At 62.2% G+C, this 23819-nt stretch carries 27 protein-coding genes and 1 tRNA gene; 16 read left to right on the top strand and 12 right to left on the bottom strand.

Annotation, left to right across the window (positions count from 1 at the left end):
• Positions 1 to 32: 32 nt before the first annotated feature.
• On the bottom strand, positions 33 to 563 hold the full coding sequence (locus FJ977_RS09705; protein WP_140770795.1) for a dihydrofolate reductase family protein: 531 nt from the start codon (positions 561 to 563) through the stop codon (positions 33 to 35).
• Between the two features lie 460 nt (positions 564 to 1023).
• On the opposite strand from FJ977_RS09705, the gene FJ977_RS09700 reads away from it, so the two are divergent.
• The gene (locus tag FJ977_RS09700; RefSeq protein WP_140770793.1) at positions 1024 to 1326 is read left to right on the top strand and encodes a hypothetical protein; all 303 of its coding nucleotides are present in this window, start codon (positions 1024 to 1026) and stop codon (positions 1324 to 1326) included.
• The gene (locus FJ977_RS09695) at positions 1323 to 2231 is read left to right on the top strand and encodes a DUF1353 domain-containing protein (RefSeq protein ID WP_140770791.1); all 909 of its coding nucleotides are present in this window, start codon (positions 1323 to 1325) and stop codon (positions 2229 to 2231) included. Before FJ977_RS09700 ends, FJ977_RS09695 begins: the two co-directional genes overlap by 4 nt.
• A 4-nt stretch (positions 2232 to 2235) precedes the next feature.
• Here the strand turns inward: FJ977_RS09695 and FJ977_RS09690 are convergent.
• Both FJ977_RS09690 and FJ977_RS09685 read right to left on the bottom strand, forming a co-directional pair.
• Positions 2236 to 2312 (bottom strand) — tRNA-Arg (locus tag FJ977_RS09690).
• 277 nt (positions 2313 to 2589) lie between these two features.
• Positions 2590 to 4077 carry a HAMP domain-containing sensor histidine kinase gene (locus FJ977_RS09685; RefSeq protein ID WP_140770789.1) on the bottom strand — a complete coding sequence of 496 codons (1488 nt, stop codon included), beginning with the start codon at positions 4075 to 4077 and terminating at the stop codon, positions 2590 to 2592.
• Between the two features lie 280 nt (positions 4078 to 4357).
• Here FJ977_RS09685 and rpmH point away from each other — a divergent pair, with 280 nt between their 5' ends.
• Genes rpmH through yidC form a run of 3 tightly spaced genes read left to right on the top strand, consistent with a single transcriptional unit; the run spans position 4358 to position 6686 of the window.
• Positions 4358 to 4492 (top strand): 50S ribosomal protein L34, encoded by a 135-nt coding sequence (gene rpmH / locus FJ977_RS09680; RefSeq protein WP_008833937.1) that lies wholly within the window; start codon positions 4358 to 4360, stop codon positions 4490 to 4492.
• 14 nt (positions 4493 to 4506) lie between these two features.
• Complete coding sequence (rnpA, locus tag FJ977_RS09675) at positions 4507 to 4860, top strand: ribonuclease P protein component (RefSeq protein ID WP_140770787.1); 354 nt, start codon at positions 4507 to 4509, stop codon at positions 4858 to 4860.
• A 14-nt stretch (positions 4861 to 4874) separates the two neighbouring features.
• Complete coding sequence (gene yidC, locus FJ977_RS09670) at positions 4875 to 6686, top strand: membrane protein insertase YidC (RefSeq protein ID WP_140770786.1); 1812 nt, start codon at positions 4875 to 4877, stop codon at positions 6684 to 6686.
• Between the two features lie 118 nt (positions 6687 to 6804).
• Here yidC and FJ977_RS09665 read toward each other — a convergent pair whose 3' ends face one another.
• Complete coding sequence (locus FJ977_RS09665) at positions 6805 to 7692, bottom strand: AraC family transcriptional regulator (protein WP_140770784.1); 888 nt, start codon at positions 7690 to 7692, stop codon at positions 6805 to 6807.
• Positions 7693 to 7826: 134 nt separating this feature from the next.
• On the opposite strand from FJ977_RS09665, the gene FJ977_RS09660 reads away from it, so the two are divergent.
• From FJ977_RS09660 to FJ977_RS09635, 6 genes are all read left to right on the top strand, one after another.
• Positions 7827 to 8570: an SDR family oxidoreductase gene (locus FJ977_RS09660; protein WP_140770782.1), complete on the top strand. Its 744-nt coding sequence runs from the start codon at positions 7827 to 7829 to the stop codon at positions 8568 to 8570.
• A gap of 16 nt (positions 8571 to 8586) precedes the next feature.
• Positions 8587 to 8982, top strand: a complete 396-nt coding sequence (locus FJ977_RS09655; RefSeq protein ID WP_140770780.1) for a VOC family protein — start codon at positions 8587 to 8589, stop codon at positions 8980 to 8982.
• A 1-nt stretch (position 8983) separates the two neighbouring features.
• On the top strand, positions 8984 to 9967 hold the full coding sequence (locus tag FJ977_RS09650; RefSeq protein ID WP_140770778.1) for a saccharopine dehydrogenase NADP-binding domain-containing protein: 984 nt from the start codon (positions 8984 to 8986) through the stop codon (positions 9965 to 9967).
• 9 nt (positions 9968 to 9976) lie between these two features.
• Positions 9977 to 10303 (top strand): nuclear transport factor 2 family protein, encoded by a 327-nt coding sequence (locus tag FJ977_RS09645; RefSeq protein ID WP_140770777.1) that lies wholly within the window; start codon positions 9977 to 9979, stop codon positions 10301 to 10303.
• A 79-nt stretch (positions 10304 to 10382) separates the two neighbouring features.
• Positions 10383 to 10871: a nuclear transport factor 2 family protein gene (locus FJ977_RS09640; RefSeq protein WP_244735284.1), complete on the top strand. Its 489-nt coding sequence runs from the start codon at positions 10383 to 10385 to the stop codon at positions 10869 to 10871.
• A gap of 195 nt (positions 10872 to 11066) precedes the next feature.
• A complete protein-coding gene (locus tag FJ977_RS09635) occupies positions 11067 to 11627 on the top strand; it encodes a fasciclin domain-containing protein (RefSeq protein WP_140770775.1) in 561 nt (186 codons plus the stop codon).
• 194 nt (positions 11628 to 11821) lie between these two features.
• On the opposite strand, the gene FJ977_RS09630 is transcribed toward FJ977_RS09635, so the two are convergent.
• From FJ977_RS09630 to FJ977_RS09620, 3 genes are read right to left on the bottom strand one after another with little or no spacing between them, the layout of a single operon-like run.
• A complete protein-coding gene (locus FJ977_RS09630) occupies positions 11822 to 13369 on the bottom strand; it encodes a DHA2 family efflux MFS transporter permease subunit (RefSeq protein WP_140770773.1) in 1548 nt (515 codons plus the stop codon).
• Positions 13366 to 14667 carry an HlyD family secretion protein gene (locus tag FJ977_RS09625; RefSeq protein WP_140770771.1) on the bottom strand — a complete coding sequence of 434 codons (1302 nt, stop codon included), beginning with the start codon at positions 14665 to 14667 and terminating at the stop codon, positions 13366 to 13368. The genes FJ977_RS09630 and FJ977_RS09625 overlap by 4 nt, the downstream gene beginning before the upstream one ends.
• A complete protein-coding gene (locus FJ977_RS09620) occupies positions 14660 to 15124 on the bottom strand; it encodes a MarR family transcriptional regulator (protein WP_140770769.1) in 465 nt (154 codons plus the stop codon). Before FJ977_RS09620 ends, FJ977_RS09625 begins: the two co-directional genes overlap by 8 nt.
• Positions 15125 to 15324: 200 nt before the next feature.
• On the opposite strand from FJ977_RS09620, the gene FJ977_RS09615 reads away from it, so the two are divergent.
• The 3 genes from FJ977_RS09615 (at position 15325) to yihA (ending at position 17031) form a co-directional block, all read left to right on the top strand.
• Positions 15325 to 15615, top strand: a complete 291-nt coding sequence (locus FJ977_RS09615) for a hypothetical protein (RefSeq protein WP_244494109.1) — start codon at positions 15325 to 15327, stop codon at positions 15613 to 15615.
• 121 nt (positions 15616 to 15736) lie between these two features.
• A complete protein-coding gene (locus FJ977_RS09610; RefSeq protein WP_140770767.1) occupies positions 15737 to 16375 on the top strand; it encodes a CatB-related O-acetyltransferase in 639 nt (212 codons plus the stop codon).
• Entirely contained in the window at positions 16372 to 17031 is a 660-nt protein-coding gene (gene yihA / locus FJ977_RS09605) for a ribosome biogenesis GTP-binding protein YihA/YsxC (RefSeq protein ID WP_056573631.1), read from the top strand. Before FJ977_RS09610 ends, yihA begins: the two co-directional genes overlap by 4 nt.
• A 38-nt stretch (positions 17032 to 17069) precedes the next feature.
• Here the strand turns inward: yihA and FJ977_RS09600 are convergent, their stop codons facing one another.
• A complete protein-coding gene (locus FJ977_RS09600; RefSeq protein ID WP_140770765.1) occupies positions 17070 to 17813 on the bottom strand; it encodes a TetR/AcrR family transcriptional regulator in 744 nt (247 codons plus the stop codon).
• 126 nt (positions 17814 to 17939) lie between these two features.
• Here FJ977_RS09600 and FJ977_RS09595 point away from each other — a divergent pair, with 126 nt between their 5' ends.
• Together FJ977_RS09595 and FJ977_RS09590 are read left to right on the top strand one after the other, a co-directional pair.
• A complete protein-coding gene (locus tag FJ977_RS09595) occupies positions 17940 to 19127 on the top strand; it encodes an HlyD family secretion protein (RefSeq protein ID WP_140770763.1) in 1188 nt (395 codons plus the stop codon).
• A 72-nt stretch (positions 19128 to 19199) separates the two neighbouring features.
• The gene (locus FJ977_RS09590; protein WP_140770761.1) at positions 19200 to 20795 is read left to right on the top strand and encodes a DHA2 family efflux MFS transporter permease subunit; all 1596 of its coding nucleotides are present in this window, start codon (positions 19200 to 19202) and stop codon (positions 20793 to 20795) included.
• A gap of 170 nt (positions 20796 to 20965) precedes the next feature.
• On the opposite strand, the gene msrB is transcribed toward FJ977_RS09590, so the two are convergent.
• From msrB to FJ977_RS09570, 4 genes are all read right to left on the bottom strand, one after another.
• The gene (msrB, locus tag FJ977_RS09585; protein WP_140770759.1) at positions 20966 to 21469 is read right to left on the bottom strand and encodes a peptide-methionine (R)-S-oxide reductase MsrB; all 504 of its coding nucleotides are present in this window, start codon (positions 21467 to 21469) and stop codon (positions 20966 to 20968) included.
• Between the two features lie 211 nt (positions 21470 to 21680).
• Complete coding sequence (locus tag FJ977_RS09580) at positions 21681 to 22238, bottom strand: fasciclin domain-containing protein (RefSeq protein ID WP_056573615.1); 558 nt, start codon at positions 22236 to 22238, stop codon at positions 21681 to 21683.
• 225 nt (positions 22239 to 22463) lie between these two features.
• Positions 22464 to 23186: an anti-sigma factor gene (locus FJ977_RS09575; protein ID WP_140771377.1), complete on the bottom strand. Its 723-nt coding sequence runs from the start codon at positions 23184 to 23186 to the stop codon at positions 22464 to 22466.
• Positions 23183 to 23722: a sigma-70 family RNA polymerase sigma factor gene (locus FJ977_RS09570; protein WP_140770757.1), complete on the bottom strand. Its 540-nt coding sequence runs from the start codon at positions 23720 to 23722 to the stop codon at positions 23183 to 23185. The genes FJ977_RS09575 and FJ977_RS09570 overlap by 4 nt, the downstream gene beginning before the upstream one ends.
• Positions 23723 to 23819 lie beyond the last annotated feature (97 nt).

Here is a 23819-nt window from a genome sequence, read left to right as displayed (position 1 = left end):
GGGGCGGAGTGGCACGGGCGCACATCGCGCGATCAGGCAGGAACGTAGGTCAGCCGGATCACGTCCTCGCCAATCCGGTCGTGAGCCAGGAGGCGGAGCCGCGACCGGGGTCCGGCGAAATATGGCTTGCCGTGACCAAGCACGACGGGGTGCAGGTAGATTCGATACTCATCGATCAGGCCAAGCTCTGTAAGGCTTTGCGCCAAGGTCGGACCAGCAACCTCGATCTCCCCCTCGCTCCCGGCCTTCAGATCGCGGATCGCACTTTCGAGATCATCCCCGATCAGCCTGGCCTTCGGGCCGACCGACTTCAGCGAGCGCGAAACGACCCATTTTGGCTGGTTCCGCCACGCCGCCGCGAAGGCCTGTCGATTCGCATCCCATTCAGGATGATCGTCGTCCCAGTAACGCATGATCTCATACATTTGGCGACCGTACACGCTGCCCGCCTGCTGCCGGGCCTCCTCGATGAAGTGGCGGAAGAGTGTAGGGGGTGGCGCAAATCCCATATGGTCGACGTAGCCGTCCAGGGACTGGTTCATTCCGAACACGAGCTTGGCCACAGCTTCTCCCTTTGCTCGCACGGCACATCCGCGCGCTTCTGATTGCACTATGCAATCAGTCTAGATCGAAGGGCTCTATCCCGCAATTGGTTTTTAGAGCGCGGTCGGCGAGTGCCTGTCTCATTCCAACAAGGCGATGGTCCGATATTGGCCGGGCTGCGCGAAAACGGTGAGCAGTCGGGCTGATCGGCCAAAATCATGGGCATGGCTGAAGAGGTCGAACGCCTTGCTTCGCGCCGTCGATCGAAAATATACTTGTGTCATCGTATCGACTCCAAAGTCGATGAGTGATTGATTGTAACACACCGCAAGTGACTACGATCTCGGGCCGTCATCATAAGTATGGCTGAAATATTCGCTTGGTGAGCGCGGCGCGGCCGCAAATTTTGCAGAAACTGACTGTCGCAAGACACCGATCAAGGCGTCATGATGCGCCGTAGCGTTCGAGAGCGCGATCTGAATGAAGACGAACCTGATCCGATCGATAAAAGCGCGCAGCTTTCTGGGGCAGGTATTTCTTGCCATTTTTCTTGCATTCAATGCGTTCATGGCCTGGGCTTCTTATGAGGCCGTGGCAGCATTTGGGAACATCGCCGAAGCTGGCAGCAAACCTGTTGTCCTGGGCTTGGATCTGGGCGGGCTGGAGAGCGTAGCGGCGGTTCTGGCCGTGTGGCTCGTGGTGGGCCTGCTGACCGGCCTTCTTGTTCATATGACACGAGCGGAAATCCCGACGACAAATGAACGCCAAGGAGAGCAAAGATGACCCGCAACATAGCTCGGTCTGCGAGGGCGGCCGCTGCCGGGGCCGCACTACTGGCGTCGCTCACCGTGGCTCATACGGAACGTATTGATGTAGATCTTCCCATGTGTGCGGCCGTCAAGAAAGGCTGCTTCACCGGAAAGCTCGATCTACACGATATTCCTCGCGACACAGATGGGAACAGCAAGGCTTTGACGTTCGATTTCGGTTTTGTGGATAGTACCGGCACCGGATGGCAGACCAATGCCGGAGACCCGACCGACGGAGCAAGCATCCCGCCTGAGCTTCAATGGATCGTGGGCAAGCCTTTCGACAAAACCTTTGTGCCAGCATCGGTCATCCATGACCGCTATTGCGATCGGAAGAGAGCGCATCGCGTCTATCCCTGGAAGGCGACCCACCGGATGTTCTATCAGGCGCTGCTCGCCACCGGCGTACCAAATGCCAAGGCACGGCTGATGTACTACGCGGTCTATACGTTCGGGCCAAGATGGACCGCGGAAGAGCTGGATATAGGCCATATTTGTCGGGGAAACCTGACGCCACTGTGCCAGCAATTTATCGAGGGTTCAGGAGGGCAGCAGTCCGATGACCCGCAACCGGCGGAACTCGAAAAGCCGGCGGACCTGCAGAAAAAATATCAGCTGTCCAAGGGCGGAACCGGCAAGTTCGATGTATTTCGCCGCGCCATCTACGAAGATCCTGACGTCCAGGACGACCTGAAAGTCGCCAAGACCGTTCTCGACGCGACCTATTCCACACCGGATTCGGAGCAGAGCACTCCGGACCAGCAAATGGATTTTATCGAGCACCTGTCAGATACACGGCATCCTGCGGAAGCGATCTTGCTGTCCAAGGACGCCCCGGTTCCGAACGAACCGCAACAGCCGCCACCGGCCCCAAAGTGAAAGTTGGCGCGCCCGAAGAGATTCGAACTCCTGACCCCCAGATTCGTAGTCTGGTGCTCTATCCAGCTGAGCTACGGGCGCGCATCAGGCCATGTTTTCAACGGCCCCGCGATCCGATCCCAAGGACCGGCCGCGAATGTGTGCAGTTCCCTAGCGACTGAATTTGGGAAAAGCAAGCCGATCCGGCAAAAGTTTTGTCGTGAGTGTGTCATCTGGCGGTGACAGCCCCGCCCCGGAGGCTTTGAAGCGGCCGACGAGCCGGTCTGATTTCAAGCTGGGCGGGGAAAAGTCGCGGGAAAGGCCATCAAAAGCGTCAGGCCCGAAAGGCGAGAGCCTCGGGAAAGCACCACCGAGACTGTCAAGCCGGACGTCGCAGGCTGCCACGCGCCTGGTCGAGCAGCACCGGTTGGTCGGGGATGGTGACCGCGAAAGTGGTGCGCCCGCCAATCGATTCGACCAGTTCCACCGTGCCGCCATGGGCGCGGATCAGCTCGTGCGCGATCGCCAGGCCAAGGCCGGTGCCGCCGCTGCGCGCCGAGCCGCGGAACGCCGCGAACAGGTTTTCGCGCGCCTTCGGCGGCAGGCCGGGCCCGGTGTCGGTGACGGCGATGCGGCTGACACTGCCCATGCGCTCGGCCGAGACCGCCAGCCGCCGCACCACCGCGCTCTCGGTGTCGGCCGCCATCGCCTGCACCGAGTTGCGGCACAGATTGGTGAGCACCCGGAACAACTGGTCGGAATCGGCGTCCACCTCGAAAGCCACCTCGACCGCGTTGATGAACTCGATGCCCTCCTCGATGTCGAGCAGGCCATGCACGTCCTCGACCAGCTGGCGCAGCCGCACCCTGCGGCGCGAAGGCGGCGGCTCCTGCGTACGGCCATAGTGAAGCACGCCTTCCGAATAGGAGACGGCTCGGTCGAGCGCGCGCAAAAGCTTCGGCGCGAAGGCTTGCACGGTCGGATCCCTGACCTGGCGCAGGCGGTCCGACATCAGTTGCGCCGAGGCCAGGATGTTGCGCATGTCGTGGTTGATCTTCGAGACCGCCAGGCCGAGGTCGGCAAGGTGTTTCTGCTCGGAGAGCATCTTTTGCAGCCGCTCCTGCATCTGCGACAGCTCGCGTTCGGCAACGCCGATCTCGTCGGCGCGGGCGGCGGGATGGATGATGCGCCCGGGATCGTCGGGGGCCTCGGAGAAGGACAGCATCGAGCGCGTCATGGTTCGGATCGGCCCGATCATGATCAGGTCGATCGCGGCATAGACCAGCATGGCGGTGAACAGCGAGATCAGCAGCGAGACGAAGGCGACGTTGCGCGAATAGATGAGCATCGCCTTGCGCAGGGAGTAGTCCGGCATGATCAGCTCGAACTCCTTGTCGCTGTCGCCGACCGGTCCGAAAACCCGCAGCATCCGGTCGCCGCCGAAGAACAGCGTGTCGAGCGCGCCGGTCATGCCCTTGATCATGCCGACGCTGGCGAGGTCGATGTGCTCGTCTACCTGCGGCGGCATGTCCGCCACCACCAGAAGCCGCGAGACGCCGCCGTCGCGCACCGCGATCGCCTTGGCGCCGATCGCCATCAGCACGTCGTTCTGGGCCGTGCGCGATAATGAGGTGGACTCGCCCTGCACCAGCACGATCGAAACGGCGGCGGCCGTGCTCAGCCGCTCCTTGAGCCAGCTCAGCCGATAGCTGGCGATCCAGGGCAGGAAGATGAGCACTTCAGCCAAAAGCACGAAAACGATGGTCAACAGCAGCAGTTTTGTCGACAGGCCGCGTGACAAGGGCACCGTGCGGACGGCGGCTGGCGCCGTGCCGATCCCTTCCCCTGCTTGGCTGGCTTCGCTCATGCGACTCTGTCTTCACAATCACTTGATCGGCCAAGATTAGGCGATTATGCGTTTTTTGCCAATTTCATCCTTCGGTCCGAACATTAAATTACCGTCATGAAGCCTGCGTCCACGTCGCGACGACGCCGGATTGACTTCCAAAACCCTTCTTTCTATAAGCCCGCTCACGCTCGGGCCATTCGTCCCGGCGCGGTTTCGATCGCGCCAAAACAGGCCCGGCAAAGCTCCTGTTACAAAGTGACAGAATCAAGAAGGGCCGCACCCCGCGGTATTAAAACAAATGAAGCGTACCTACCAACCGTCCAAACTCGTCCGCAAACGCCGGCATGGTTTCCGTGCCCGCATGGCCACCAAGGGTGGTCGTGGCGTCGTCGCAGCTCGCCGCAACCGCGGCCGCAAGCGGCTCAGCGCCTAAGCGAGACAAGATCGTTGCCCGCAACCGGCAAGCCAGTGGGGCAAAATCCCAAGCGGCTTCTGAAACGCGCGGAATTCCTGGCCGTCCGTCGTGGTGAGAAGCGACGCGGACGGTTTTTCCTCGTCGAGGTCCTTGACCGCGGCGATGGCGGCGTGCCGCGTGTCGGCTACACCGTTACCAAGAAGGTCGGCAACGCTGTTGTGCGCAACCGCGTCAGGCGGCGGCTGAGAGAAGCCGTCCGCACCCATGCCGCAGATGACATGACGCCCGGCAATGATTATGTCATCGTCGGGCGCGATGATGCGCTGCGCGCCCCCTTCGGCCAGTTGAAGGCCGAACTCTCCCGCCGACTTCGCGGAACACGATAGGCCAAGGGCTCTCGATGGAAAACAACCGGAACTTCTTCATCACCATCGCGCTGTCGGTGCTGATCCTGACTTTGTGGCAGGTTTTCTACATGAACCCGCGCGTCGAAGCGCAGCGCGAGGCCGCCAAGATCGAGCAGCAGCGTGTCGAGGAGCAGAAGAAAGCGGCAGAGGCCGCCAACCCGGGTGCTGGAACGCCGGCGCCGGCGCCTGGCGCCATTCCCAACGCGCCTGGCGGCGACACCGTCACCGCGGCCGGCCGTGATCAGGCGCTTGCCGCTTCGACGCGCGTCAAGATCGACACGCCGAGCCTCGAGGGCTCGATCAACCTGACCGGCGCGCGCCTCGACGACCTCAAGCTCAAGCACTACACCGAGACCGTCGACAAGAATTCGCCCGAGATCGAACTGCTCAACCCGTCGACACTGCCAACCGGCTATTTCGCCGAGATCGGCTTCGTCGGCAATGACAAGACCGGCACGGTACCTGGTGCGGACACGGTGTGGAGCATCGAAGGCAACCCGACGCTGACCCCGTCGACGCCGGTGACGCTGACCTACACCAACGACAAGGGGCTGACCTTCAAACGCACCTTCTCCGTCGACGGCGACTACATGTTCACGGTCTCGGACACGGTGCAGAATTCCGGTTCCAGCGCGGTTTCACTGTCGAATTACGGCCGTGTCACCCGCTACGACAAGCCGGCTGTCGCCAGCACCTACGTGCTGCATGAGGGCCTGATCGGCTTCACCGGAGCGGAAGGCCTGCAGGAACACAAATACGCGTCCATCGAGAAGGACAAGGAAGTCAAGCCGGGCAAGTCGACCGACGGCTGGCTTGGCATCACCGACAAATACTGGGCGGTGACGGTGGTTCCGAGCGAGAAGCAGCCGTTCCAGCCGCGCTTCGGCTATTTCGTGGACGGCCGCCACCGCTATCAGTCCGACTTCCTGACCGATCCGATCAATGTCGAGGCCGGCCAGTCGGCGACCGTTGAGACCGAGGTCTTCGCCGGCGCCAAGGAAGTCGCCAAGATCAACGCCTATGCCGAAGACCGTCACATCAAGCGGTTCGACCTTCTGATCGACTGGGGCTGGTTCCACTTCATCACCAAGCCGATGTTCTGGCTGATCGACACGCTCTACAAGTTCCTCGGCAATTTCGGCCTGGCGATCCTCGCCACCACCGTCATCGTCAAGGCCATCTTCTTCCCGCTCGCCAACAAGTCCTACGCGTCGATGGCGAACATGAAGAAGGTGCAGCCCAAGATGCTGGAGATCCGCGAGAAATACGCGGACGACAAGATGAAACAGCAGCAGGCGATGATGGAGCTGTACAAGACCGAGAAGATCAATCCGCTTGCCGGCTGCTGGCCGGTGGCGCTGCAGATTCCGGTCTTCTTCTCGCTCTACAAGGTGCTCTACATCACCATCGAGATGCGCCACGCGCCGTTCTTCGGCTGGATCCAGGATCTGGCGGCGCCCGATCCGACGTCGCTGTTCAACCTGTTCGGCCTGATCCCGGTCACGCTGCCGCATATGCTGATGATTGGTGTCTGGCCGCTGATCATGGGCGTCACCATGTTCCTGCAGATGCGCATGAACCCGACGCCGCCGGATCCGACGCAAGCCGCGATCTTCACCTGGATGCCGATCATCTTCACCTTCATGATGGCGGGTTTCCCGGCCGGCCTCGTCATCTACTGGGCCTGGAACAACACGCTCTCGATCCTCCAGCAGGGCGTGATCATGAAGCGCCAGGGCGCCAAGATCGAGCTGTGGGACAATCTGGTCGCACTCTTTCGAAAGAAACCGTCGCCGGCGGAATAAGGCTCCTTGCAGCCAGCAGCCTTCGGGCTGCCCCCCGGATCGTGCCAGGTGGAAGACAGATTGGCGGCTAGGCGAGAGGTCGAACCAATGAGGTTCTCTCTGGAGGCCTCCTGGTCGGCTACGCGACACGCAGATCGCGCGTGGCCTTCGCCAGGTCTCTTGACGGAGGCTGACCGAAAAGGCGCGCGTATTCCCGGCTGAACTGGTTCGGGCTCTCGTATCCGACACCGAAAGAGATCGATGTTGCGTTTCCCTGTCCGGCGATCAGAAGCGATCGGGCATGGAGAAGGCGGACGCGCTTTTGATACTGCAGAGGGCTGAGTGCCGTCACCGCCTTGAAGTGACGATGGAAGGCGGACACGCTCAGGGCCGCCATCTCGGCCAGCGCCTCGACCCTGATTTGCTGGGCAAAGTTTTGCCGGATCCAATTGATTGCCAAGCTGATTCGGGAGAGCGCCGTATCGGGCGAGGCGATGTCGCGCAGCATCCATCCAAGCGGGCCCTGAAGCACCCGGAACAGGATTTCCCGTTCATAGACAGGAGCAAGCACCGCGATCTCGTCCGGGCGGTCCATCAGCCGTAGCATGCGGATCCAGGCATCAAGAAAATCGGCATTGACCGGGGCGATCGAAAACCCCGACCCGAACAATTCGCTGCACACTTTTACCGGGAGATCGCGGATCAATCCCGCGAGGGTCGTCGGATCGAGCGTCAGGCTGATCGCCAGATAGGGTTCGCCCGTCGCGGCCGGATGGACTGAGCCAACAGCCGGCAGATCCACGGACATGACGAAATAGGTCGCCGGGTCGTAGTGGAACGTCCGATCGCCGACCGTCATCGTCTTCGACCCCGTCAGGATCAGGTTGACCATCGGATCATAGACGGCGGCTAGCTTGTGTTCGGGGATTTCGCCCTGGACCATCGCCACGCCGGGAATGCCCGTCTCTGTACGCTTGTTCTCGGCCTTCGAGGCCAGCGCCCGTAGTTCTTGCAGTTGACTTTCCATCATCCGACCCTGACAGCGCGCACGCGGCTACGCAAGGGTGAAGCAGAAATAGGCAAGTTTCAGAGAGGAATGGGTGAGCGCCTGATGTGGCGCGGGCATAGCTTCGGGTCACACCAGACACGAAGGAGAGGCATATGAAGATCGTCATCGTTACCGGGAGCAGCCGCGGCCTCGGCGCGAGCACCGCCATCAGATGCGCCGAGCGCGGCATGGGCGTCATCGTCACCTACAACAATAGTCCAGGGCAGGCTGAGCACGTTGCTGGCAAGATCACCGGTAAAGGTGGCAAAGCCGTCGTCTTGAAACTCGACGTCGGCAACAGCCGCTCATTTGTTGAATTCCGGGATGCGGTGAGCGTGCAGCTTCAATCGGTCTGGGGGCGTCAAACGTTCGACTACCTCGTGAACAACGCCGGATACGGTCTCTATGCTCCGATCCCGACCGTGACCGAGGAACAGTTCGACGGTCTGTTCAACGTGCATCTCAAGGGTCCATTTTTCCTGACCCAGGCCCTGCTGCCGTTGATGGAAGACGGTGGCCATATCGTCAACCTGACCAGCGCCACCAGCCGTGTCGCGACATCGGGCGTCTCTCCCTACGCCTCGTTCAAGGGAGGCCTGGAAGTTCTGACGCGCTACATGGCCAAGGAGTTCGGCGATCGCCGGATCAGGGCGAACTCCATTGCTCCAGGGGCCATCCGCACCGAACTGGGCGGCGGCCTGAATGATGAATTCGAGGCCCTGCTTGCAGGCCAGACCGCGCTCGGCCGCGTCGGCGAACCCGAAGAGATCGGCGGCGTCATCGCCAGCCTGCTGTCCGAGGAAAACCGCTGGATCAACGCCCAGAACATCGAGGTCGCTGGCGGCTATGTCATCTAGTGCAAAGGAGAGCGCCATGCTCGACCATGTCTTCATATCGGTGAGCGACATCGATCGCTCGATTGCCTTTTACGAGAAGGCACTCGCGCCCCTCGGGATTGTCCACGCCGGCGACTACGACGGAAAGGATGGCCCTCCGGGCCATCCCGATCTCAAGGGTTTTGGCGCAAACGGCCGGGTGTTTTTCTGGCTCCGCAAGGGCGTCGTCGAAGGCCGTGCCGCCCATGTCGGCTTCGTTGCCAATGGCGCGGGCCAGGTCGACGCCGCCTTTGCCGCCGCGATATCCGCGGGCGCCTTGGAGATCCATCCGCCCGGACCGCAGCTTCACTACGACCCTCGCTATTACGCCGCTCAGGTCCGCGACCCCGACGGCTACAGCCTCGAATTCGTCTACAAGGAATGGCAGCACTGAAATGAAAAAACTGATGATCTACGGTGCGACCGGATACACCGGTCGCATGGCGGCCGAACGCGCGAGGATCGCTGGAACCCCCGTCGTCCTCGCAGGACGCAGTGAAGTGCCGCTGGTCAAGCTCGCCGCGGAACTTGGCGTCGAGTACCGGGTCTTCGCCCTCGACGGTGCCGCGGCGATCAACCGGGCTCTGAGTGAGATCTCCGTTATCCTGAATTGTGCCGGTCCCTTCATGCGGACGGCCGATCCCCTGATGCGGGCTTCCATCCGCAACGGCATCCACTATCTCGACACCGCGGCGGAACTCGACAGTTATCGTCTGGCCGAAAGGCTCGACGATGAGGCGAAGGCGGCGGGCGTCATGCTGATGCCGGGCGGTGGCGGCAGCGTCGCTATGCTCGGCAGTCTGGCCGGACGCGCGGTAGCCAGGGTGAAACAGCCCCGCAAGATCAGGATCGCGCTGCATGTCGCGGGCGGCCTCTCGCGTGGTTCCGCGATCAGCGCCACGGAAAACCTGACGGCTCAGACCCTCGGGCGTGTTGAAGGCAAGCTTGTCGGCCGTGCTGCCGGCAACATCAAGAGCTTCGATTTCGGCAAGGGCCCCGTCGACTGCTTCCAGGTGACGCTTCCCGATCTCATCACGATCTGGCAGGCAACCGTTGTTCCCGACATCGAGACTTTCGTGCATGTGACCGGAGACCGTTTTCCGCAAGGCGATCTCTCACTGCTTCCCGACGGACCGAGCGAAGCGGAACGATTGGCAAACCGCTATCAGGCGGTCGTCGAGGTCACAGATGCGGACGGAGAGGTGACCCGTGCGCGCCTCGACACGGTCAACGGCTATACCTTCACCGCGGTTGCGGCAGCCGAGGCCGGACGCCGGGTTCTGGCAGGCGAGGTTCGCGCCGGTTTCCAGACCCCCGCTGGATTGTTCGGCAATGGTTTCGCCGAAACGATCGCCGACACCAACATTGTCGACATCTGAGGAGCGATCATGCGGAAGCTCGTCGAGAACTTTATCCAAATCACCAACGCCTTCGATATCGAGGGCGCGTTGGAGCTGTTTGCGTTCGACGCGGTCATCGATGACGTTTCGGTTGGCGATGCGTTCGTGGGCAGTGATGGCGTCCGTGTCTACCTCGAGCGTTTCTTCGTCGGGTACCACACCTGCGGCAAGTTTCTGTCGATCGAGGAACTGGACGGCTTCAATGCTGTGGCCCGCCTCGATTTCACCGGCGATTTTGGCCACGAGATCGGAGTCCTGAAGATCGCGATCAACTCGGAAGGCTTGATCGCGCGCATCGATGCGGACCTCGAATAGACAGCACCATCAGACGCAACGGTTGGCACTTCCAGAAGTGCTGACGCGAGGGAAGGTTCTCATTTCGCGAACCTCCGGCATGACAAGGAAAACGATTATGACAACCTCCCCATCATTCGCCCACCAGGCCGCGGACAAGCTCGCGGTTGTCGAAGCCCTCTATCGTTTTGCCGCCGGCATCGATCTTCGCGACAAGGAGCTTCTCGCGTCCTCGCTCGCACGGGACGCGGTGTCGGATTTTCGTCCGGCAGCCGCCAAGGCCGGATTCGAATATCCGGTTATTGAGGGTAGAGATGGCATCGTCGCGGCGCTCACAACCTCCCTTGCATCGCTGGACACAACGCATTCGGTGACCAACGCCCGTGTCACGATCGACGGTGACACAGCTCGCCTCGATGCGCTCGTTGAAGCGCAGCATGTGCCTCGGCACGATGCCACAAAACACTATCTGATGAAGAACAGGTACGATGTAGAGCTGGTGAGGAGCGGGGAGGGCTGGCTCATCCAGCGGACGATCGTCGACAACGTCTGGCGCTCGGGCGACCTCGCCGTGCTGTCGGCAATCTAGCATTCGCCGATAGGCCGCGCCACGGAATTGCCTTCGGAAGCGCCGCCAATAACTGGTCGTGGGCAAGCCCGATTCTTATTTGGGTTAGTTCACGTTCCCGTGATCGGCGAAACTGCAAGCGGTCGCGGGACGTGACTGCGTGTGCGTTTCCAAAGGCTATCAATTCCGATCAGCCCTCACCCGGAGGAAGACCACATGCGCTTGCCATCATTCAGGACCATCGCCATTTCGGCCCTTGTCGCCAGCGTGGCGATTGCCGCTCCTGCCTACGCCAAGAACCCGAATGTCGGCGGCGCGCCGATGTACACCACAAAGAACATCGTCGAGAACGCCGTCAATTCCAAGGACCACACGACGCTGGTCGCCGCCGTAAAGGCCGCCGGCCTGGTCGATACCTTGCAGGGCGCCGGACCGTTCACGGTCTTTGCGCCCACCAACGAAGCCTTCGCGGCATTGCCGAAGGGCACCGTCGATACGCTGCTGAAGCCTGAAAACAAGGACCAGCTCACCAAGGTGCTGACCGCGCATGTAGTGGCCGGCAAGATTTCGGGCGCCGAGATGATGAAGAAGGCCAAGGCGATGGGCGGCAAATACGAGATGAAGACCGTCTCCGGCGACACGCTCACCGCCGAGGTCAAGAAGGGCAAGCTCTACATCATGGATGAATCCGGCGGCGAGGCGAAGGTGACCATCGCCGACGTCAACCAGTCGAACGGCGTCATCCATGTCGTCAACAAGGTGCTCTTGCCGAAGTAGCGGCTTCCGGCGAAAGGGGCAGCGGCAGGTCTTGGGGCTTTATCGGCCTGCCGTCCCCGCCTCATGTCGAGGTGCCAGGTTTCTTGGGAAGCCGTATCGGCGAGGCCGGGGTCCTGTCGTCCCTCACAGGGCCCCGGTTTCTTTTTGCGGGATATGTGCTGGCTGGTCCCGGCGCGGTCAGCCGGACCCCGGCCTCACTCCATGACGGCGCTGTGGTCGACCTTGGCCGGCGTGCCGGGCTTGCGCAGCAGGAGCACCAGGGGAATGGCCGCCAGCGACAGGATCATCATCAGCTTGAAGTCGTTCATATAGCTGATGATCGTCGCCTGCAGTGTCACCACGCCGTCCAGCGCGGCCCGGCCGGCGGCGGTGTAGGGGTTCATCGCCTGCGCGATCGCCGGGTTGCTGAACGCCTGGTTGAAGGGCGTCACATAGGTGGCGATGTTGGCATGGTTGATCTGCACGTTCTGCGTCAAGAGCGCGGTGACCACCGATATGCCGACGCTCGAGCCGATGTTTCGCGACAGGTTGTAAAGCCCGGTGCCTTCCGCGCGCCGTTCCGGCGCCAGCGTGGCGAAGGTGATGGTGGTCAGCGGCACGAACAGGAAGCCCAGCCCGGCGCCCTGGACGAAGCCGGTGCTGATGATCGTCCATTGCGAGACATCGGGTGTCCAGCCGGTCATGTCGTACATCGCCCAGGCGGTGATCAGCAGGCCGATCAGCAGCAGCCATCGCGTATCCACCTTGCCGATCAGCTTGCCGACCAGGAACATGCACGCCATCGTGCCAAGGCCGCGCGGGCCCATGACGATGCCGGCCGTCACCACCGGATAGCCCATCAGCGTCTGCAGGTAGGGCGTCATCAGCGCCAGCGAGGCGAGATAGGTGATGCCGATGATGAAGATGAAGACCATGCCGACGGCGAAATTCCTGTCCAGGAAGAGCCGCGGATTCACGAAGGTGTTCTTGGCTGTGAAGGTGTGGACGAGGAAGATGTAGAAGGCCGATGCGCAGATCAGCGCCTCGACGATGATCTCGGATGAGGAGAACCAGTTGAGCTGCTCGCCGCGATCGAGAAACATCTGCAAAGCCGCGATGGTGATGCTGAGCATGCCGAAACCCAGCCAGTCCAGCCTTGCCTTGATGTCCAGCTTGGTTTCCAGGACGAACAGGGACACGCCCGCGAAAGCCAGCGCGCCGATCGGCACGTTGATGTAGAACACCCAGCGCCAGGAGACATTCTCGGTCAGCCAGCCGCCGATGACAGGCCCCAGCACCGGCCCGACCATCACCGAAACGCCGAACAGCGCCATCGCCGAGCCGCGCTCCTCGACGCTGTAGATATCAAGCAGGATGCTCTGCGACAGCGGCACCAGGGCCGCGCCGAACAGCCCCTGCAGCAGGCGGAAGCCGACGATCTGCGGCAGCGATTGCGCGAAGCCGCACAGGACCGAGGCGACCACGAAGCCGGTGATCGAGGTCAAAAGGATGCGCTTGCGGCCGAAACGGTTGGCGAGGTAGCCCGAAGGCGGTGTCATCACCGCCGCCGCGACGATGTAGGAGGTCAGCACCCAGTTGATCTGGTCGGCACTGGCCGACACGCTGCCCTGGATGTAGGGCAGCGCCACATTGGCGATGGTCGTGTCCAGCGCCTGCATGATGACGGCCAGGATTACGCAAGCTGTGATGGCGCCGCGATTGGCGACCACCGGTGTGGCACCTGCCGCGGACGCGTTGCTCATGATTTCTGTCCGAACCGGTTCAGGAGGTTGGTGACGAAGTCCGGTAGGCCGCGCGCATGGCCGGTCTCGACATCGACCACGGCGCTCATGCCGCCGCGCAGCGGCGGCTTGCCCTGGGGATCGTCAACCGTCACGCGCATAGGGATGCGTTGCACGACCTTGACCCAGTTGCCGGTGGTGTTCTGGGCCGGCAGCAGCGAGAAGCTCGACGACGAGGCGGGGCTGATCGAGGCGACCGTGCCGTGCCAGACGGCGCCCGGATAGGTGTCGACGCTGATCGTCGCCGTCTGTCCCGGCCGCACATAGGTCAGCTCGGTTTCCTTCGGCTCCGCCTCGATCCACAGATCGGTCGACGAAACCAGGCTGAAGGCCGGCTGTGAAGCCGGCAGATACTTGCCGACCTGAAGCGCGTCGACATTGGTGACGATGCCGTCGAACGGCGCCTTGACCACCGAATCGCCGAGGTTGCGCTGCGCGTCATCGACGCCCGACTGGGCCTGCAGGTAGAAGGGGTTCTTTTCGACCGGCTGGCTGGCATCGCCGCCCAGTTGGGCAAGCATGGCCTGCGCCTGCGCCTTGGCGACGGACACTTTCTGGCGCGCGGCGACGAGGTCGTGCTGGGCGCTGTCGAAAGTCGCCTTGGAGGCGGTCGAGGTCTTGAGCAGATCCTGCTGCCGCTGGAAGGCGGCCTCGTAATAGGGAATGTCGGCCTCGGCCTGCTCGATCTGCGACAGCGACTGCTGGTAGCTTGCCTGCAGGGTCAGCACCTGGTTGCGCACGGTCCCGAGCTGGGCCTGGGCGGCGGCAAGAGCGGTTTCGAAAGAGGCCGGCCGCAGGCGGAAGAGCACGTCGCCCTTCTTTACAGCCTGGTTCTCGTGCACGTCGATCTCCTGCACGGTGCCGGAGACGTCGGTGGACACGCCGAGCGACTGCGCCTGGATATAGGCATTGTCGGTCGTCATCACCTGGCCCCCGGTGACGTAATAATAGCCGCCGACGGCCAGCGCGACGGGAAGCAGGGCAAAAAGCACCGGCCGCGTCAGGCCGCGCTTCGGCTTGGCCGGGGCAGGAGCAGGAGGGGCAAGGGCGGCAGGGGCCTGCTGTGGCTGCGGCTCCTTGGCCGGAGCCTCGAGTGCCGCGGGCTCCAGCGCAACGGGAGCTTCCAGCTCGTCATTGTCGATGACGACATTGGCGCGCCTCTGTTCGCGCTCACTGTCCAGCAGGATGATCTGGTCGCCGGCGCGACCCTTTGAAGAGTCATCCTCGGCAGGCTTCTTTGGGGATGTTGATTCAGCCATGTACGTTCTCCCGGTCGACGGCTGGCTGGGTGCAAGCCGCGAGCAGATTGGATTTGATCAAGCTTAGGGTTTGCAGCAGATGCTGCTGTGTTTCAGACGAAAGGCCGGCGAAGGCCTCGTCTCGTGTTTTCTGGCCGTTGCCGCGCATGGTCTCGAGCAGCGGATGGGCCCGCGGGGTCAGGTAAAGCAGCCAGGCCCTGCGATCGGTGGGGTCGGGCCGGCGCTCGATGAAGCCGCGCGCCTCCATCTTGTCGAGCAGCCGCGCAAGCGTGATCGGCATGATCTCGATGAGGTCGGCGAGCTTGTTCTGGTGAATGCCTTCATGCAGCGAAAGATAGGCCAGCACCTGCCATTGGGCGCGGGTCAGCCCCGATGTCCGTGAACGCTGCTCGAACCGCTTCCGAAGCAAGCGCGCAACGTCGTGCAGCACGAAGCTGATATTTGGCGAGGGAGACATGGGAGGAGGTCAGGATCTATGGACAACTTTTCGTGAGCATGCTTATTATCATCATGCACATAATCCTGCTGGACGGCGCGCGCAAGACGCACTAAGCCGCGCGGAAGAAAAATTTCATGGGCCACGGTGCGAAGAAGGCGCCTCGCGGCGCGAATTTTCCGGCAAGGATTTCGACGATGAATTGGATCAGGATCGCAGCCGTGACGGCGCTTGTCGGGTGCCCGGGCGCGGCGGTTGCGAAGGACGCGGTCAGTTGCGGTGGCGCCGCGATGCTGGGCGGCGCGCAACTGAACTGCAGCCATGTGGAACCCAAGGCACCGCCGCAATTCTGCACGTTTAGCTGGGCTCTCCACATGGCATCAGGCGACCAGAAAGTCGTCGAAGGCACCTTCCTGCTGCCGCCCGGAGCCTCGAATGTCACCGTCTACCAGGGCAGCGGTTTCGACAGCGCGTTGTCCAATCCAATCGTGATCTGCCGCGGCAACAAATGAGCTTGCTCGCCACGGGAGACTGGCTCTCAGGCCGATTGGTGCTATAGGGCGGATCACGTTATTTTGACCAGGCGCCTCCGGCTGCGGATGCGCCTGTCTGCCAATTCCCGGACGAACCGATATGGACGGACCCAACCCCGACATCAAGCATCCGATCCCGATGCACACGCGTGTCGGCTTCCTGAAGCCGCTGGTGACGGAGCCGAACATCGAGATCGGCGACTTCACCTATTATGACGACCCGGACGGGCCGGACCAATTCGCGCGCAAATGCGTGCTGCACCACTATCCCTTCATCGGCGACAAGCTCATCATCGGCAAGTTCTGCGCCATCGCCGAAGGCACGCGCTTCATCATGAACGGCGCCAACCACGCAATGTCCGGCTTTTCGACCTATCCGTTCAACATTTTCGGCCATGGCTGGGAAAAGGGCTTTGACCCGGCGACATGGTCGAGTGAGGTGCGCGGCAACACGGTGGTCGGCAGCGATGTCTGGATCGGCATGGAGGCGGTGATCCTGCCCGGCGTGGAAATCGGCCATGGCGCCATCATCGCAGCCAAATCCGTGGTGACGCATGATGTGGCGCCCTATGCGATTGTTGCCGGCAACGCGGCCAAGATGGTGAAGATGCGTTTCGACGACAGGACGATCAGGCGGCTTCTGGCATTGGCATGGTGGGATTGGCCGGTGGACAAGATCGGCCGCAACCTCGATGCCATCAGGGGCGCCGATATCTCTCTTCTGGAGGCAGCAGCTTGAACGCTCAAAACAGCACCGTGATCGGCACCGACCTGTTCACGCGCGGGTGGATTTTCATCCGCGGCGTGCCGGCCATGAAATTCCTGCCGCCGGAAGGGCCGCCGGAAATCGCCTTCGCCGGCCGCTCGAATGTCGGCAAGTCCTCGCTGATCAACGCTCTGGTCAACCAGAAGGGGTTGGCGCGCACCTCCAACACACCGGGGCGCACGCAGGAACTCAACTATTTCGTGCCGGACGGATTTTCGGGCGAGGGCGCCGACCTGCCGCCGATGGCGCTGGTCGACATGCCGGGCTACGGCTACGCCACCGCGCCCAAGGAGAAGGTCGACGAATGGACCAAGCTGGTCTTCGACTATCTCAAGGGCCGCGTCACGCTCAAGCGGGTCTATGTGCTGATCGATGCCCGCCACGGCATCAAGGCCAAGGACGACGAAGTGCTGTCGCTGCTCGACAAGGCGGCGGTGTCCTACCAGATCGTGCTGACCAAGACCGACAAGATCAAGGTCGCCGGCGTGCCGCGGCTGATCGAGGAGACGCTGCAGAAGATCAAGAAGCGCCCGGCGGCGTTTCCGTTCGTCCTGGCCACGTCATCGGAAAAGGGCGAGGGCCTGGAGGAATTGCAGGCCGCGATCGTGCTTGCCGCCAATGGCGGTTAGGGCAGGGAGCGGGCCGGTCCCGATGAACCCTGCTGGCCCTATGCCTTGGCCTCCAGCGCAATCATCTGGTGGCTTTCTTCTTCGGCGAGCCTTTCGGTGCCATAGGCCTTCAGGAACATGCCGACACCCGACCGGACGATATGGTCGATCTCATCCTGGTTCGGCGCCTTGGTCCGGTAGGCGAAAATGCACTGCCGGAAAAGGCCGGCCAGGCAAAGTTCGGTGAATTGGTAGGCGGCAAGATCGACGTCGTCGATCTCGAGCAGGCCGCGTTCGATGGCCGCATTGAGGAATTCCACCACCTTGTCATGGCCGCGTTTGGGCCCGCGTTCGTAAAAACGCGCGCCCATGTCGGGGATCCTGTCGGAGGCGCCGATGACAGTGCGTTGCGCCTGGATGACCTTGGCCGAGGTGATCTTCATGGACAGCACCTTGCCGAACTTCACCAGCGTCTGGCGCAGGTCGTCGGCGCGGTCGAGCATGTCGTACATGTTCTTGAAGATGGTGCCGCGCTCTTCCTCGATCAGCGCCTCGAACAGCTCTTCCTTGTTGGCGAAATAGACATAGATGGTGCCTTTTGACACGCCGGCTTCGCGCGTGATGTCGTTCATCGAGGCGGCCTCGAAGCCCTTGTCTATGAAGACGCGGCGGGCGCCATCGATGATCTGGCTGCGCTTGACCGGATCCTGTCCGGCCGCCGGGCGTCCGCGGCGCAGGCTGTCCAGCAGGTCGCACTGTTCCTTTTCAATACTGGCTGAGGTTTCGGCTTTGGTTTCGGCCATGGGGTGACACCTCGAAATAATTCGAACCAACCGGTTCGATTGCCTCTTGATATGGTCCTCTTTTCACGCTATGTCAACGGCCAGATCGAACCGAACGGTTCAGTATTATCACTTTAGAGAGATGTCATGTCCTCGAACGCGCCCACGTCAGCCGAAGTCCGCCCTTTCCCCAACGCCAAGGTCGCTCCGGCGACGGAAGCACCGGAGATTCCGATCCTGCCGGTCGCACCGCCGTCGGCGGCTGAAGCTCCGGCCAAGAAGAAGCGCTCGGTGCGATCCTTCCTGCTGCCGATCATCGGCCTTGCCCTGCTGAGCGGCGGCGCCTGGTACGGCTACGACTACTGGACCACGGGCCGTTTCATGATCTCGACCGACGACGCTTATGTCCAGGCCGACATGGCGTTCGTCTCGCCCAAGATTTCCGGCTATGTCGACCAGGTCAAGGTGAGCGAGAACCAGCTGGTCAAGGCTGGAGATCCGCTGCTGACCATCGACGATGGCGACTACAAGATCGCTGTCGCCCAGGCCGAGGCGCAGATAGCCACGCTGTCGAAGACGCTCGACCGGATCGACGCCCAGACCAAGGCCGCGCAGGCTTCCCTGCAGCAGGCGCAGGCGCAGAAGGTCGCCGATCAGGCCGCGGCCGACAATGCCGCCCGTGCCCAGCAGCGCGCCGCGCAGCTGGTCAAGACGCATGTCGGCACGCAGGCACAGCTGGACGACGCCCAGACCGCGCTCGACCAGGCCAATGCCGCTCTCGTCGGTGCCGACGCCCAGATCGCCGCCGCACAGGCCAATATCGGTGTGCTCGAGGCGCAGCGCGCCGAGTCGGCGAGCACGCTTGCCTCCTTGCAGCTCAACCGCGACAAGGCCGCGCGCGACCTGTCCTTCACCGTGCTCAAGGCGCCTTATGACGGCGTCGTCGGCAACCGCTCGGTCGAGCAGGGCGATCTCGTCAGCCCCGGCCAGAAGCTCGCCGTTGTCGTGCCGATGGACAAGCTCTACATCGTTGCCAACTTCAAGGAGACGCAGCTTGCCCGGCTGGTTCCCGGCGAAAAGGTCAACATCTCGGTCGATGCCATCGACGGCCAGCCCATCCAGGGAACCGTTTCGTCACTGGCTCCGGCTTCGGGAGCGGTCTTCTCGCTGCTGCCGCCGGAAAACGCCACTGGCAACTTCACCAAGGTCGTGCAGCGCGTCCCGGTGCGCATCGACGTCCCGGCCGATGCCCTGAAGACCGGCAAGCTGCGCGCTGGCTTGAGCGTTGTCGTCAACGTTGACAGCCGCACCGCACCTGTCGCCACGACCAACTAAGCGCTTTCGGAGGGCGGCTCGGTGGCTGATTGAGCACTGAGCCGCCCGGCCTGCCTCAAGGAGGCTCACGCAATGGCAACCGCAACAATCACCGCAGGAGCGCCGCCGGCACGGCCGGCGGTCCCCGACACCATTTCCACACGCCGTATCATCGCCTTCCTGGCGATGGTGTTCGGCATGTTCATGGCGATCCTGGACATCCAGATCGTCTCGGCCTCGCTGTCCGAGATCCAGGCGGGCCTCAGCGCCAGCTCCGACGAAATCCCGTGGGTGCAGACGGCCTATCTGATCGCCGAGGTGGTCATGATCCCGCTGTCGGGCTTCCTCAGCCGCATGCTGTCGACGCGCGTCCTGTTCACCATCGCCGCCGCCGGCTTCACCGCCGCCAGCGCCCTTGCCGCGACCGCCACCAACATCGACCAGATGATCGTCTACCGCGCCGTGCAAGGCTTCATCGGCGGCGGCATGATCCCGAGCGTCTTTGCCGCTGCCTTCACCATCTTCCCGCCCTCGCGCCGCGCCATCGTCTCGCCGATGATCGGCCTGGTGGCGACGCTGGCGCCGACCATCGGTCCGACCGTCGGCGGCTATATCAGTCACGCTTTTTCATGGCACTGGCTGTTCCTGGTCAATGTCGTGCCCGGCATCCTGGTGGCGACCGCCGCCTGGTCGCTGATCGATTTCGACAAGCCCAATCTCAAGCTGTTCAACAAGTTCGACTGGTGGGGCCTCGCCGGCATGGCGGCCTTCCTGGGCTGCATGGAATATGTGCTTGAGGAAGGCCCGAACAATGATTGGCTGCAGGACCAGGGGGTGTTCATCTGCGCCATCGTCATGACTGTCGGCGCGGTGATCTTCTTCTGGCGGGTCTTCACCGCCGAGGAACCCATCGTCGATCTCAGGGCGTTCAGCAACGTCAACTTCGCCTTCGGCTCGCTGTTCTCCTTCGTCATCGGCATCGGCCTCTACGGCCTGACCTATCTCTATCCGGTCTTCCTCGGCCGTATCCGGGGTTATGATTCGATGATGATCGGCGAGGCGCTGTTCGTCAGCGGCCTGGCGATGTTCGTCACCGCGCCGATCTCCGGCATCTTGTCGAGCAAGATGGATTTGCGGCTGATGATGATGATCGGCTTCTTCGGCTTCGCCACCGGAACCTGGTGGATGATGCATCTGACCGCCGACTGGGATTTCTACGAACTGCTCATCCCGCAGATCCTGCGCGGTTGTTCGATGATGCTGTGCATGGTGCCGATCAACAACATCGCGCTCGGCACCTTGCCGCCGGACCGGCTGAAGAATGCGTCCGGCCTGTTCAACCTCACCCGCAATCTGGGCGGTGCCGTCGGCCTCGCCCTCATCAACACCGTGCTGATCGATCGCAATGCCTTCCACTATGCAAGGCTCTCCGAGCATGTGCAGTGGGGCAGTGCGGCCGCGCAGACCAAGCTGCAGAACATGACGCTCAATTTCGAGCAGACCACGGGCCTCGATGCGACCAGTGCGGCGATCTCCAAGCTGTCGGGCATGGTCCAGCAGCAGGCGGCGCTGCTGTCCTTCATCGACGTGTTCTACATGCTGACCGTGCTGTTCGCGACGCTCGGCCTGTTCACCATGCTGATCAAGAAGCCGGCTGCGCCCGGAGGCGGTGGTGGCGGCGGGCATTAAAGCAATTCCAGGAAAAGCGTGAAGCGGTTTTCCGTCCGGAATTGCGTCAAAGCAAAAATACCATCCGCCGGCAGCGGTTTCGGGAAGCTCCTCCAGTCCACGCCCGAAACCCTGACAGCGCAAAAAAACTCCGGGCCGCAAGACCCGGAGTTTTTTTATGTATAGTCTGTTCAGGCCGTGGCGGGCTTGAAGGTCAGCGCCACGCCGTTGATGCAATGGCGCAGGCCGGTCGGCGCCGGGCCATCGTCGAAGACATGGCCCAGATGGCCGCCGCAGCGGCGGCAATGCACCTCGGTGCGGGTCATGCCAAGCGACCGGTCCTCGGTCTTGCCGATGCCGTTGGCGATCTCCTGCCAGAAACTCGGCCAGCCGGTGCCGGAATCGAACTTCGTCTCCGAGGGATAGACCGGCAGGTCGCAGCCGGCGCAAGCGAAAATGCCCTTGCGGTGCTCGTTGAGCAGCGGGCTGGTGCCGGGATACTCCGTGCCCTCCTTGCGCAGCACGTCGAAGGCGGCCGGCGACAGGATCGCTTTCCACTCGTCATCAGTCTTGGTGATCTCGAATTTCTCGGCCGCCTGCGCGGCTTGCGGGCTGCTCATGCGCAGCAGGGTTGACGCGGCCCCGACGACGCCGATGGCGGCGGCACCGCTCAAAAGAAAGTCGCGACGGTTCATGGCCAGTTCCTCCTGTCTTGTCTTTTGCCAAACTATACCGCCACGCAGAAATCAAAAGCCGGTGACGGTTTGCCCTCGAACGACACTCCGCGCCGTTCCACGGGTTACCGTGGGCGGCGCGGAGCATGCGTGTCGATTGCGCATCACGGGAGCGAGACGACGCGATCGACGGAGAGCTCTTGCTGCAACTTCGTGCGCGGCAAGCCCTTTGTTACATCTTCGGCAGAAGAACCTTGTCGATGACGTGAATGACGCCGTTGGACTGCTCGACATCGGCGATCGTCACATTGGCGACATTGCCATTCTCGTCGGTGACGGTGACCTTGCCGCCATCGGCCTTGAGCGACAGCTCGCAACCGCCGACCGTCTTGACCTTGTGCGTGCCGCCGTCAGCCTTGGCCATCGAGGCCACGTCCGCAGCCATCGCCTTGGCGCCGATGACATGGCAGGTCAGGATCTTGACGAGCTTGTCCTTGTTCTCGGGCTTGAGCAGCGTGTCGACCGTGCCTGCCGGCAGCGCGGCGAAGGCCTCGTTGGTCGGCGCGAACACGGTGAACGGACCGGCGCCCTGCAGGGTCTCGACCAGACCGGCAGCCTTGACGGCGGCGACCAGCGTCGTGTGATCCTTCGAATTGACGGCATTCTCGACGATGGTCTTGTTGGCATACATGGCGGCGCCGCCGACCATCGGGTTTTCGGCATAGGCAGCGGTGGCAAGCGCGGAGACAGCGATCGTACCGGCGAGCAAAAGGGTGGCGAATCTACGCATGATGTTCAAACTCCTCGGGTTTCTCTTCCCATTTTTGGGGACGCGAGGAGATACGGAACACAATCGCGGGAGTTTCAGAATAATTTTGAATTTCTAATTTATTCGTCCGGGCAAAGAGATTTGTTCCGCGCAACAGTTTGTCGGCACACACGCCTGTTTAAACATGTGTGACATGAGATAAATCTGAAATATTCTGGAGACGGCTTCGCTACGAGGAGATGTCGGTCAGATGCTCTTCAAGTCGCCCGCGGCAACCACCGGGCCGGTGGGCTGCCCGGTCGGCGAGCCGCCGGCCGGCTCGAGGCTGACAGCCAGCACCGCGCCTTGCGCCAGTTTCTGCTGCGTGGCGGGCGAGACCCCGATATGCGCGGTCGCACCGGCGGGGATGACGCCCATCGAGACCGGGGCGTTCTTGCCCTCGATCATCCAAAGCTCGAAGTCCTTGCCGGAAGCGAGCGTGCCGGAAACATGCGAAAGGCTGACCTCATGCCGCTCGGAATCATAGACGGCGAGATATTTTACGTCGCTGCCGTCGGCGGCCAGCGACGCGACAAGCCGCGCCTGCGGCTGTTCAGCCGGCCGATTGACGTAGGGCACGGCGACATAGAGAGCGAGGGCGGCAACAGCCGCGACGGCAAGACCGCGCCAGAAGGCAAGGCTGGACCACAGGCCGGCGCGTGCCTCGGATTGTATCGCAGCCGTCGAAGCGAAAAGCCGGCGGTCGATCGCCGGCTTCACCGAAGCCGGCGGCTCGACCTCCGGATACGCTGCGCCCAGCGGCGAGAGATGAACCTCCCAGCCGTCGACGAGCCGTGCGAATTCGGCTTCGGTATCGATGCGGCTGATCGCGATCTGCCGCTCTTCCGCCGGCAGAACGCCAAGAACGTATTCGGCGGCGAACAGGTCGTCGCCTCCACGTTCCGGTCCATTGTCCTCTGCCAGCGTCATCTTTCCAGACATTCTCTGAGTTTCAACAGGCTGCGGCGCAGCCAGGTACGCATCGTGTTCAGCGGCACGCCGTGGCGTTCCGCCAGTTCGGCATAGCTTTCGCCCTTGAGATAAGCGCCCCGGACGGCCGCCGCCCGGTCCTTTTCCAGCTCATCGAGACAATGATGGATGCGTTCGGATTCATCGCCCGCCACCGCCATCGCTTCAGGTCCCGGTGCCGGATCGGCCACGTCTAGCGCGGCATCGATATCGGCGGCAGGCTTGCGCCGCGCCCTGATGCGATCGATCGCGTGGTTGCGTGCGATTGCCACCAGCCAGGAGATCGGGCTCAGGTCGGAGACAGCAAAACGATCCGCCTTCGTCCATATCTTGACGAAGACTTCCTGCAACGCTTCTTCCGCATCTCCCCGATCGTTCAATACACGAAGGCAGACGCCGAAAAGTTTCGCGCTGGTCTGCCGGTAGAGCAGATCGAACGCAGCCCGGTCCTTCATCGAAGTCCGGACGATCAGCTTCGAGATGTCCTGCGGCGTCATGCGAGCCAAATTAGGCGATTGCGTTGTATTTGCAACGCCGGAAATATTCCGTGCACCTGAAGCTCCGGCGTTCGGTAGCGGCTTCGATTGCCAAGGG

It is taken from the genome of Mesorhizobium sp. B2-1-3A (assembly GCF_006442655.1).
Classification (GTDB): domain Bacteria; phylum Pseudomonadota; class Alphaproteobacteria; order Rhizobiales; family Rhizobiaceae; genus Mesorhizobium.
Note: the sequence above shows the minus strand (reverse complement) of the source record. Positions and strands in the feature narration are given on the sequence as shown.

Bases quoted from the DNA above. Each gene is read 5' to 3' on its own strand.
- FJ977_RS09700 (WP_140770793.1), top strand. From the start codon at position 1,024: ATGAAGACGAACCTGATCCGATCGATAAAAGCGCGCAGCTTTCTGGGG.
- FJ977_RS09695 (WP_140770791.1), top strand. From the start codon at position 1,323: ATGACCCGCAACATAGCTCGGTCTGCGAGGGCGGCCGCTGCCGGGGCC.
- FJ977_RS09685 (WP_140770789.1), bottom strand. From the start codon at position 4,077: ATGAGCGAAGCCAGCCAAGCAGGGGAAGGGATCGGCACGGCGCCAGCC.
- rpmH (WP_008833937.1), top strand. From the start codon at position 4,358: ATGAAGCGTACCTACCAACCGTCCAAACTCGTCCGCAAACGCCGGCAT.
- yidC (WP_140770786.1), top strand. From the start codon at position 4,875: ATGGAAAACAACCGGAACTTCTTCATCACCATCGCGCTGTCGGTGCTG.
- FJ977_RS09665 (WP_140770784.1), bottom strand. From the start codon at position 7,692: ATGGAAAGTCAACTGCAAGAACTACGGGCGCTGGCCTCGAAGGCCGAG.
- FJ977_RS09660 (WP_140770782.1), top strand. From the start codon at position 7,827: ATGAAGATCGTCATCGTTACCGGGAGCAGCCGCGGCCTCGGCGCGAGC.
- FJ977_RS09655 (WP_140770780.1), top strand. From the start codon at position 8,587: ATGCTCGACCATGTCTTCATATCGGTGAGCGACATCGATCGCTCGATT.
- FJ977_RS09650 (WP_140770778.1), top strand. From the start codon at position 8,984: ATGAAAAAACTGATGATCTACGGTGCGACCGGATACACCGGTCGCATG.
- FJ977_RS09645 (WP_140770777.1), top strand. From the start codon at position 9,977: ATGCGGAAGCTCGTCGAGAACTTTATCCAAATCACCAACGCCTTCGAT.
- FJ977_RS09640 (WP_244735284.1), top strand. From the start codon at position 10,383: ATGACAAGGAAAACGATTATGACAACCTCCCCATCATTCGCCCACCAG.
- FJ977_RS09635 (WP_140770775.1), top strand. From the start codon at position 11,067: ATGCGCTTGCCATCATTCAGGACCATCGCCATTTCGGCCCTTGTCGCC.
- FJ977_RS09630 (WP_140770773.1), bottom strand. From the start codon at position 13,369: ATGAGCAACGCGTCCGCGGCAGGTGCCACACCGGTGGTCGCCAATCGC.
- FJ977_RS09625 (WP_140770771.1), bottom strand. From the start codon at position 14,667: ATGGCTGAATCAACATCCCCAAAGAAGCCTGCCGAGGATGACTCTTCA.
- FJ977_RS09620 (WP_140770769.1), bottom strand. From the start codon at position 15,124: ATGTCTCCCTCGCCAAATATCAGCTTCGTGCTGCACGACGTTGCGCGC.
- FJ977_RS09610 (WP_140770767.1), top strand. From the start codon at position 15,737: ATGGACGGACCCAACCCCGACATCAAGCATCCGATCCCGATGCACACG.
- FJ977_RS09600 (WP_140770765.1), bottom strand. From the start codon at position 17,813: ATGGCCGAAACCAAAGCCGAAACCTCAGCCAGTATTGAAAAGGAACAG.
- FJ977_RS09595 (WP_140770763.1), top strand. From the start codon at position 17,940: ATGTCCTCGAACGCGCCCACGTCAGCCGAAGTCCGCCCTTTCCCCAAC.
- FJ977_RS09590 (WP_140770761.1), top strand. From the start codon at position 19,200: ATGGCAACCGCAACAATCACCGCAGGAGCGCCGCCGGCACGGCCGGCG.
- msrB (WP_140770759.1), bottom strand. From the start codon at position 21,469: ATGAACCGTCGCGACTTTCTTTTGAGCGGTGCCGCCGCCATCGGCGTC.
- FJ977_RS09580 (WP_056573615.1), bottom strand. From the start codon at position 22,238: ATGCGTAGATTCGCCACCCTTTTGCTCGCCGGTACGATCGCTGTCTCC.
- FJ977_RS09575 (WP_140771377.1), bottom strand. From the start codon at position 23,186: ATGACGCTGGCAGAGGACAATGGACCGGAACGTGGAGGCGACGACCTG.
- FJ977_RS09570 (WP_140770757.1), bottom strand. From the start codon at position 23,722: ATGACGCCGCAGGACATCTCGAAGCTGATCGTCCGGACTTCGATGAAG.